A 7,662-nucleotide genomic window follows, 5' to 3' on the forward strand; every position below is an offset into this window, starting at 1 on the left:
GCCACGCGTGGGTGAGCAGTCGGCGGGCGGCGGCCTCGCGCCGGGCGGTCGGCAGCCAGATCAGCAGCGGTGTGGTGATGCCCGTGGCCTGGGCGAGGGCGGCGTAGCCGGCGAGCTTCCCGGCGAGTTTGGTCAGGGGTTCGGTGCCGAAGTCGTATTCAAGGAACCACTCGATGCGCTGGTCGCCGTGTTGCCAGCGGCCGTAGCCGTCGGGTTTGACGAGGTCGCCGAAGTGACGGGCGCAGCGGGTCTCCGACCACCAGGCCGTGAGCGCGACCTGCTCGCCGGGCTCTGGATGCCGGGCTCGGGCGACCAGGGCAGTGAACCACTCGTTGACGCCGACCATGTGCGCCAGGCGCAGGCTGTGGGCGACGGCGAAGGCGCGATCGTGCCGGTAGCCCATCTCTTTCACGTCCAGGCCCTCTTCGGCGGCGAGGACAGTGGCACCCGCGGGCGCCAAGACGTAGTGCATGGGTGCCGTGCCGACGGTGACGAACGGCTGGAACCGGTCGACCACGCCCCAGGTCCACAGCTCGCGCAGCCGCATCCGTCCGGAGCGGAAGCTGGGAAACGCGAGTGCGGTGATCTGGTGGGAGGTGAGGACGCGGTGCTCCCACAGCATCCTGATGATCCACTTGTCGCGCGGGGTGAGCCGCCAGGCGAGGACGGCCTGGTGTTCGGCTGTGTTGGCGGCGCGAGGCGTCGGCCGGCTTGCTTTGTGGCCGCGTAAGGCGCGCTGGCGGGTGGGATTGGTGATCACGGTGATGTCCTCCTGATCGGATCAGAAGATGCGGACCTCAGGCGGTCCGGCGTGGGTCTGCGCTTCGGGCTGGGCCGCGACGACTCGTGGTGCCGGACGGTCGGCGGCTCGGGCGGGTGTCGGCTGGCCGCGTGGTCCTGCGGCGAGCCGCCGCGCGGATTTCTCGGGCCCGGCCGGGGATGGCGGGCGGGAGTGGCTGGGTGCGCAGGGTGAATGGCTGGGCTTCTTCGCCGTGCAGGACGAGGCGGGCGGCGGCGTGGTAGGCGCCGAGGTGGGCGAGGTCGTGGTCGGTGAGCCGGGGTGTGGTGTGGCGGGCCAGTTCGCGGGCGTCCTCGGGTGAGGCGTTGAAGAAGATCTTGCTGCGGGCGTTGGTGGAGATGCCTTCGCGGAGTTCGCGGGGCAGCTGGCCGAGGTGTTGGTGTGCCAGCGTCATGGCGGTGCGGAATCCGCGGGCCTCGGCGAGCATGTCCTCGATCGGGTAGGGCAGGTTGAGGAAGTTGTGGCACTCGTCGATGACCAGGCTCGCGTCACGCCGCTGCCGTTGCGGGATTCTGGCTCGGCTGGTGATGGCCTGCCAGGTGCGCGCGACGACCAGCGACCCGACCAGCCGGGTGGTCTCCTCCCCCAGTGAGCCTTTCGGGATGCGCACCAGGCAGATGCCGCCGTCGAGCACCTCGCCCAGGTCTACTGTGGAATGCCCGCTGGCGATGGCGTTCCGGACGAAGGGGCGCAGCAGGAAGGCGCGGATCTTGTTCATCAGCGGGCTGATGACCTGGGAGCGGGCGGAGTCGGTGAGTTCCTCGTACCAGGACCAGAAGCCGCGCAAGACGGGATCGGTGATCCCCGCGGTAACCCGGCTGCGGAAAGCTGCGTCGGCCAGCAGCTTGGGCAAGTCGGCCAGGGTGGCGACGCCTTCCTGCGTCCGGAGGGTGAGGCAGGCCGCGCGCATGACGTCGTCGGTGCGGGGACCCCAGAATGCCGAGTAGACCCGGCGGAACACGGACACGAGGTTGTCCACCATCAGGTCGGTGTCGCCGCCGTCGAGCGGGTTCAGGCACGGCGGGCGGGCCTTGCTGTCGGCGTCGAAGAGCACGACCCGATCGGCCGCCGAGCGGGGCAGGCGGGACAAGACGTCGGTGACGAGATCACCCTTCGGGTCGACCAGCACGACGCCGCGGCCAGCCTCGGCATCATCCAGGACCATCCTGCCGAGCAAGGTCGACTTGCCCGAGCCGGTCGCGCCGAGCACGTGCAGGTGGTGCCGGGCGTCCGGCACCCGCAGCGCCACAGGACGTGCGTGGCCGGTGTCGGTGACCCCGATCGGTTTGGCCTCCGGACCCGGGACGGCGATGCCAGGGGGCGGGGCGATGGCGCGGGCTCCGGCGCGCTGGAGACCGGGGATGGCCTCGTCGGTCGGGAGGTGGGCGATCGCGGCCAGCTCCGGTACCGACAGCAGATCGCCTCGTTCGAGCCGCCGTGAGTCGATCGTCTCACCGGGGTGGCGGATGCGGCGCCGGGTGTAGTGGTTGTGCTCGGTGTAGGAGGCAAAGGAGGCGGCGAGGGCATGGGCCCGGCCGCGAGCGACGTCTCGAGCCGCGCGGACCTCATCGGTGTCGGCGTCGGCGGGGAGCAGGGTTGCCACGGCGTAGCGGATGACGGTCTCGTACTGGCTGCCGCGCTGTTTGGCGACGATGGCCCGGTTCTGCGCCCCGTACTCCAGCGAGGTCTGTGGGTCCGAGTGCAGGGCGCCGGTTTTGGTCCGTGAGCCGGCCGGACGGCGGGACGAGGACGTGCCCGGGGTGATCGCGTCGAGCATGCGGCCCACGAGGCGCGCGGAGCTGCCGGTGTGGACTCGGCGGGCGGCACGGCGGGCGCGCTGAACGCGGCGACCGGTGCCGGGGCGGGCCAGGACCTGCACGCACGCGTGTTCGTGGCGGGCGAGCCCGACCGGGGCGCCGATCAACGCGCGGATCGGGTCGGCCTCGAACGCCGTCCGGATCGGGAGCGCTTCCGGCCGCGCGAGCCGTAACTCGCCGCCGACCACGAGCCGTCGCTGGCCACCGCGCGGTGCGGGCAGCGGCGGTTCGGCAGGCCGTACATGAGTGTGTGCGCCGGGCCAGGCGGCCTCGACAGCGCGCTCAACGAGGCCCGGCGGAACCACGCCGGGCACCCATAGCCGGATTGCCACACCGGCCTCGGAGAACACGTACTCGCAGGCAACGTGGGGTTGCCCGGTGAGCGCGCGTCGCCACGCGGGCCGCAGCAGCCCCACGAGGTTGGACCAGAGCGCGGCACCGCCGGCGGGGTCGACGGTGGGCGGGGCGAGCACGGTGACCTGACGTGCGTCCGCGACCAGCCGCTCGTGGCATCGCCGAGCCCACCACCGCCGGGCGGTCAGGACCACCGCGGTCAGCGCGGCGAGCCCAGGAAGCGCGATCGGTCCTACCGCGAGGGCGAGTTCACGCAGCTGGTCCAGCAGCGCGAGCAGGGCACCACCAGGGTCACGCAGGTAATCCCCCAGCCAACTCGTGGCCGGCGACTCCACATTCCACATAGGACGCCTCCCTAGGCGGCGTCGAGCGCGATGTGCTCGTCCTCATCGCCCTGCGGTACCAGGTCGACGAACGCCGCGTCGTGGTCGTCAGCCTGATCGGCGAGCTCGGCCGGATCACTGGTGATCAGGTGGTGTTCGGCCGGGGAGGCCACGCTCTGGAAGGCCACCCGTTGAGTCCCGGTCGACAGGAGCCCCTGGCCACGGTCCGCGGCGAGGAGGAACTGGCGTTCTCCGGCGGAGAGGGTGAAGGTGCGGGCGATCTCGTCGATGGCCTGCGGGGCCTGCCGGAGCAGGATCTGGGTGGCGGCATTGGCCACGACGGCCTTGCCGAGATCGGTGCCGAGCACGTCGGCGACGTCCTGGGTGGCGACGGTGAGGCCCGCCCAGTACTTGCGGAAGGCTTTGGCCGAGCGGAAGAGGAAATCGGCACCGGCCTTGTCTTGCATGAGCAGCCAGGCCTCGTCCACCGCGACCATCCGCGGCCGGCGGATCGCCGGGTTGGACACGCGCCGCCAGATGACGTCGAGGGTGAGCAGGGTGCCGATCGCTTTCAGCTCGTCGGGCAGGTCACGGAGGCTGAACACCACGAGGTGTCCCTCGGGGTTGACCGTGCTGGGCCCGTCGAAGAGCTGGTTGAACGCGCCCTCGACGAACGGATGCAGGCGAGCGGCGAGCTCCCGGCCGGCTGGGCCCGTGTGGGTGAGCTCGTCTCGCAGGGCATGCAGCGTCGGGGATGGCCTGGTCCAGGTTCGGGGGTCGGCGGTGATGCCCGCGCTCTGGTAAGTCGCCGCGATCGCCCGGTCCAGGGCCGCCCGCTCGGCCGCGGCGAGTTCGTTGCCGACGAGGACCTCGATCACGGTGTGCAGGAACAGGCTGCGCCGGACGAGGGCGTCTTTCGGAGCGGTGCGCCGCCCGTCGGGACGGGTGTGGATGGGCAGGTCGAACGGGTTGAGCCGCACTCTGGGCGCGCCGAGGTGGACGTGAGTGCCGCCGGTGGCGGCCGCCAGCCGGGCGTACTCGTCCTCCGGGTCGACCACGGCGACCTCGATGCCCCGGTACAGCGAGCGCAGCAGCTCCAGCTTGACCAGATAGGACTTGCCGGCGCCGGAGCGGCCGAGGATGACGGCATTGTGGTTGTGCATCCCCTCGCCGAAGCGGTCCCAGTGCACCAGGCCCTGGGAGCCGATGTTGTAGCCGTAGAGCACCCCGGCCGGCGCCGCGACGGACGTGGGGTCGGGTGCGGGCAAGTCGGGGCTGGTGAACGGAAAGGCCGCGGACAAGGCAGCGGTGTCGAAGGTGCGGCGCATGCCGATCAGGTCCAGCCCCAACGGCAGCGTCGAGACCCAGCCTTGGAGGCTGCGGTAGGTGGTGTGCTTGGCGTCCAGCAGCAGGCTCGCGCACAGCGATCGCAGCGCCGCGACTTCGTCGGCGAGCGCGTTGTGGGAGACGGCGTGGATGGTCAGGTACAGGCCGACGCGGAACAGCTTGCCCTCGCCGCGGGCGACCCGGGAGGACAGGTCGTAGGCGTCCTCGGTGGCGGCCTCGACGTGCGGGTCGAACAGCCGCCCGTGCTCGGCGGTGTGCCGCCGGCCGGCTTCGAGCTTGGCGAGCTGCTTCTTCAGGCGCGCTGCCGCGGTGGCCGGGTCGATCGGTTCGACGTGCAGGGAGACGTCCAGGCGGCCGGGGTAGGTCAGCAGCGGGGCGAGCCATCCGGGGTGGACCTCGCGGGGGTAGCCGATAACAGCGAAGCTGGCGACCCATTCGCCGCCCACCTCCAGATGCCGCGCGCCCACCGAGAGCGCGTCGGGGGTGAAGGCCGCGGCTGCCGACCCGGCCCGGTCGTGTCGGGTGTGGTGGCTCATTGATACCGCTCCTCGTGCTCGTCCTCGTAGTCGAAGTCGTCCTCGTCCCAGGCGGGCTCGGGCTCTGCACGTGCATCCGCACGCCAGCGGTCGGGCTCGTCCTCGGCGAGATCGAAGGCGGTGGTGGTGATGACCTCGTCCGCGCCGGCTAGCGCCGCAGAGGGCGGTAGCAGGCTGTCGGGGTTGCAGGCCGACGCCAGTACCGCGGTGGCCTGGCCCGCGTCGAGCGGGGTCACCGTGATCCCGGCTGGGGACAGCAGCTCGACGGCTTCGGTGAGACGGCGGACCAACCGGGACTCGGCTGCTCGCCGTGCTGCGCCGTCGACGTGCTCGACCGTCTGGGTGCGGCGGGCTCGCAGCATCGCCAGCGGCCCGGGCCCGCCCAGCCCGTCCGGCGGAATGGTGGTGGCGAGTGGTTCGCGCAGCACGAGCAGCACCTGGCGGCGCAGCAGGTCGGACTCTTGCCCGAGCTGCACCAGGTAGTCGGCGTGCTCGATCGCGGCGGCTTCCAGCGCCGGGTGAGGGAGCCCGCCGGCGCGCTCGCGCAACTCGGCGATCTGCGCCGAGAGGTCCAGCCGTTCCGTGCGCACCAGCACCTGAACCGGGGCCGTCAGCGAGTGCAGGTAGCGGCCGAACGACGCGACCAGCGCCTCCTGCTCGGCCGGTGTGCGGAGGGCGAAGTTCACGGTGCTGGCGACCGCGACAACCGCCAGGCCATCGGCTCCCAGGTCGACAACGCCCGTCTCCGTGACCGCCTCGGCGGGCAGGCGAAGCGCCGAGGGTGAGACCGGCTCGGGCTGAGACGAACGATGTCGGCGGCTCGTCTCCCGATCGACGTTCGCGGTGAGCCACGCCGGTGCCGGGCGCACCCCCTCCGGCGCGGCGACGCGGTGACGCGGCGCGAGTCGCTGCCGGATCGCGGCGAGCACAAGCTTGTCGAGCGGGACGCCGTCTCGCTTGCCCAGTGCGAGCATCGCCGATGCCGCGCCGACCGGAACCGCGAATGCGACGAACAGCGGCATCGGCAGGAACGCGCGCGTGGCGAGCCAGACTAGATAAAGCGCCGCTCCGGCCGCGGCGAGCACGGCGAGCTGGCGCGCGGTCAGCGGTCCGAGGACGCGATCCTGCATGTCGACGTCGGCGGGGATGCGAACCGGTTCGGTCATGACGAGTTACCTCCTGGCTTGCGCCGCCGCACGGCCTGCGTGACTGGGTTGACGGGCGGGCGCGGCGGCGACTTGGCGGGCTTGGGCAGGTCCAGCGGGAGCCGCAGCTGCCGCCCAGCAGGCGGCTTCGGCCGTGCCGCTGATGGCGGTGGGGCGGGCTTGGCGGGCGCTCGGGTGAGGCCGTCCAGCGGCAGCGGGTACTGGCCGCCGCGGGTCGGGCGGATGCCTTGGTAGGGGTCGAAGGGCAGCGGCGGCTGGACAACCCGGCGGCTGGTCGGTCGCGGCGCCGGGGATGGTGGAGGGCTCGCAGGACGAGGCACCCTGTGCAGGCCGTCGAGCGGCAGCGGGTACTGGCCGGACCGGAGCGGGCGGTTGCCCTGGTACGGGTCGAACGGCAGCTCCAGTTGCCTGCCGCTGCGCCTGCGGGGCGTGCGGCGGCCGCTCGGTGTCGCGCCGCCTGTCGGTGCGGCTGATGTCGTAGCCCGCGGGACGTCGATGGGCAGGCGGTACTGCCCGTTCGGGCCGAGCACCGGCTTGTTCTCCGGCCAGTCATCACCCAGCGGCAGCGCCAGCTGACGACCCACCTTGCGGGACTTCGTCGGCTCAGTCGGCGGTGCAGGCTTCGGTTTCGGGCGGGTCCGGCGAAGGCCGGGCAGCGGCAGCACGTACTGCCCGCTCGCTGTGGTCCGCGGTTCGGCAGAGGACCGGGACGGGCCGCCGAGCCGGGGTGTGCGGGCTGCCTGTCCGGCGTTGCCACCGCGGCCACCCAGGAGCCCGAACGTCTTGTAGGCGAGGAACCCCTTGATCAGGGAGCCGATGAAGCTGCGGCCGCCTCCGCCGCGGATCGAGCCCAGGATCCAGAACGGGATCTTGAACAGGATGTACATCAACGCGAGCGCGACCAGCAGGTTGATCAGCCCGGACGTGGTGGGGCCGAAGATCGTGAACCCGCCGGGGGTGAGGAACACTTTCAGCGCGGTGATCAGCGTCAAGCTCTGACCGAGCTGGATCGCAAGGCAGCCGCCGTAGGCCTTCCACCACCAGTAGGCGATGCCCTCGGTCTGCGGCAGGGCGTGGAACATCAACGCGAGCGGCGCGCCGACGATGAGGATGATGGTCAAGGCGACCCGCACGACGTACGTCACCAGCAGCGCGACGAGCAGCCCGGCCAGGACGAGGCCGATGAAGATGATCCACCGGCCACCGTTGAGCGAGTTCATGACGAGGTCGCGCAGGGCCGCGCCGGCCGTGTTCGCGTCGAGGCCGCCGCCCATGATCGCGGCGACGAGGGCGTTGGCGATCTGGACGCCCTTGGTGGCC

General features: G+C 71.7%; 4 protein-coding genes and 1 pseudogene. All 5 read right to left on the reverse strand.

The annotated features are described in order from the left end of the window. Nucleotides 1-760 (reverse strand): replication-relaxation family protein (locus ABZ215_RS42085; RefSeq protein WP_354956416.1); only part of this gene is annotated, 760 nt, incomplete at its 3' end. Between the two features lie 37 nt (nucleotides 761-797). Further along, a complete protein-coding gene (locus ABZ215_RS42090; RefSeq protein ID WP_354956418.1) occupies nucleotides 798-3,314 on the reverse strand; it encodes a type IV secretion system DNA-binding domain-containing protein in 2,517 nt (838 codons plus the stop codon). Nucleotides 3,315-3,325: 11 nt separating this feature from the next. After that, nucleotides 3,326-5,176, reverse strand: coding sequence for a DUF87 domain-containing protein (locus ABZ215_RS42095; RefSeq protein WP_354956420.1), 1,851 nt, complete (start codon nucleotides 5,174-5,176; stop codon nucleotides 3,326-3,328). Beyond that, nucleotides 5,173-6,342, reverse strand: coding sequence for a PrgI family protein (locus ABZ215_RS42100; RefSeq protein ID WP_354956422.1), 1,170 nt, complete (start codon nucleotides 6,340-6,342; stop codon nucleotides 5,173-5,175). The genes ABZ215_RS42095 and ABZ215_RS42100 overlap by 4 nt, the downstream gene beginning before the upstream one ends. Further along, nucleotides 6,339-7,662, reverse strand: a pseudogene (locus ABZ215_RS42105) (hypothetical protein); the annotation flags it as partial. The pseudogene ABZ215_RS42105 and the gene ABZ215_RS42100, both read right to left, overlap by 4 nt.

The organism is Amycolatopsis sp. NPDC006131 (assembly GCF_040614175.1).
GTDB classification, from domain to species: Bacteria; Actinomycetota; Actinomycetes; order Mycobacteriales; family Pseudonocardiaceae; genus Amycolatopsis_E; species Amycolatopsis_E tucumanensis.